A 2,033-nucleotide genomic window follows, 5' to 3' on the forward strand; every position below is an offset into this window, starting at 1 on the left:
GGGCGGTGTTTTGCGTTATGCCTAAGCCCGTGGAAGCACTCTGGAAGCAAGTGGGGCGGGAAAAGAGGTGTGGCGGAACGGCAACGGAGAGGGCGCACCACCTTGTTCGCCAATGAGCCAAAGCCGCCCGTGACGCAGCGTGAGATGAAGGACCACAGCCGGCGGGAAGTGGGCTTTAGCTTTAGTCGCATAGCTACCTTTGCCTACCCAGCTTTCGACACTGATACCGGTTGCATTGGGCTGATGTTCCTGCGCAAAGCTACAAGACAGAGCAATAATTCGCAGGAACAATATTAAACGGAAGGTCAGTAACCGAATGGATTGCTTGGTAATAAATCTTGCCGCTGCAAACACCCGCATGGCGTTTATGGCCGATCAGCTAGACGCGCTCGGCATCCCGTTTCAAAGATTGGAAGCGGTCACGCCTGATACGATTGGCGAACTGGCACAAGCTTACAACTGGTCAAGCTGGGAACGCCCGCTCAAGGAAACGGAAAAAGCATGTTTTCTGAGCCATGTGAACGCATGGAAATACGCCGCCACACAGGATTGCGATACCCTGATATTGGAAGATGACGCACTTCTATCTCGCCACACACCCAAGGTCTTGAAGGCGCTTGAAGATATTGGCGGCGTAGAGCATGTGACGCTAGAGGTCCGCAGACGCAAGAAAATCGTTAGCAAGACTGGACGCCAAATCGGGTCTGCCCATCAACTTCTTCGCCTCTATCAAGACAGGAGCGGTGCAGCAGCTTACGTTCTTTCGCCTTCCGGCGCGCAGAAACTTCTTGCGCGGGCTTCTACTCAGGTCGCACTCGCTGATGCCATGATCTGCAAAGCCTATGAATTGAAAAGCTTTCAAATCGAACCTGCCTGCGCCGTGCAACTAGACCGCGCATTGGCTTACGGCATCGGAGCAACACCCAATACGGTTTCTCAGATTGATGCAGGTAAACTAATCGCCTCGAACAAACACAGCTTCGGCTTTCGTGCCCGCCGGATCGGTGCACAGCTTCGAATGGCCGTTCGCGCCCTGTTGCACCTTGGAGTAGCGGAAAGGCGCGAAATCAGACTGAATCCAGAAGATTTTCAACGCAGTTAAGTTAGTCCTCCCACCACCGGGTTTTCTCGCGCCGGTGAAGAAGGCGCATCCGGTTAAAAACCGTGTCCTCAACTTGGAACCTACGCCAGATTTCATCGAGGATCGGTCCCGATGGCTCCACAGACATGAACGGATGAAGCCGCCACATCATGTTGCGCAGCGTGTCATCTGTCCCAGCGGTAAAACAGGACATGCCTTCAAAGAGCGGCACAAGTTCTTCCTGAAGCGTGGCGACGCGCGCAGGATCGACCGACAGGTCAGCTGCATGCGTAATGAACCGCTCGCTTTCTTGCATCTTCACCGTATTCACCAGCACTGACGCCATCATAGCGACCGCGCGAACGGCAGGGTCGGCATCATGCTCCGCGAAGGTGTCGGTCGCTGAGACGAGCCACCTGATGTTCAGGTTCTCACGCAAGAAATCTCCCTCTTGTTCCCAGAGGGAGCGAAACTCGGCGTATTGTTGCGAAGTCTGAAATTCACGGCGGATCAAGACAATCAGCTTCGCATGATACCAGAGCAATTCAGACTGCCCCGAGAATTCACGGCGCAGATTTTCCAAGTGCTGGTCAAGCGACTTCGTAGAGCCGCGAGTTTGCTCGGCATCCCCGAAATCAATGATTGTTTCTTTGAGGCAGCTAAGGTCCGTGCCACTCGGGGCGTGACGGCTTGCCCCCCAGCGCTTGCGATGCTGGTTGAGTGAGAGCAAGCGACGCAAGCGGCTAGGTTTCTGCATAAGCACTCGCTAATTTTCGAAGTCTTTCTGGCGGCTCTGTAGCTTCATCAAATGAACACCTTTGGACCATATGTGACTGATTTCATAAATTAAACCCATATCTGAAATTTTAGCCTCAGAACGGCTGTGTTGCACAAATCAGCTGACGGTCGAGTTTCCCCTTTCCCCGGACAGACTTATCCTACGACCTTTGTG

2 protein-coding genes are annotated in these 2,033 nt (G+C 53.6%); one reads left to right on the plus strand and one right to left on the minus strand.

Features of this window, described 5'->3' with window-relative positions:
* The first annotated feature begins 316 nt into the window (after window positions 1–316).
* On the plus strand, window positions 317–1,102 hold the full coding sequence (locus tag KTQ37_RS16555; protein ID WP_218631613.1) for a glycosyltransferase family 25 protein: 786 nt from the start codon (window positions 317–319) through the stop codon (window positions 1,100–1,102).
* A gap of 1 nt (window position 1,103) precedes the next feature.
* On the opposite strand, the gene KTQ37_RS16560 is transcribed toward KTQ37_RS16555, so the two are convergent.
* The gene (locus KTQ37_RS16560; RefSeq protein WP_236021305.1) at window positions 1,104–1,820 is read right to left on the minus strand and encodes a hypothetical protein; all 717 of its coding nucleotides are present in this window, start codon (window positions 1,818–1,820) and stop codon (window positions 1,104–1,106) included.
* Window positions 1,821–2,033: the final 213 nt, after the last annotated feature.

This window comes from Sedimentimonas flavescens, assembly GCF_019264375.1.
Taxonomy (GTDB): Bacteria; Pseudomonadota; Alphaproteobacteria; order Rhodobacterales; family Rhodobacteraceae; genus Rhodobacter; species Rhodobacter flavescens.

Coding starts and splice junctions, on each gene's coding strand:
- KTQ37_RS16555 (WP_218631613.1), top strand. CDS start 317: ATGGATTGCTTGGTAATAAATCTTGCCGCTGCAAACACCCGCATGGCG.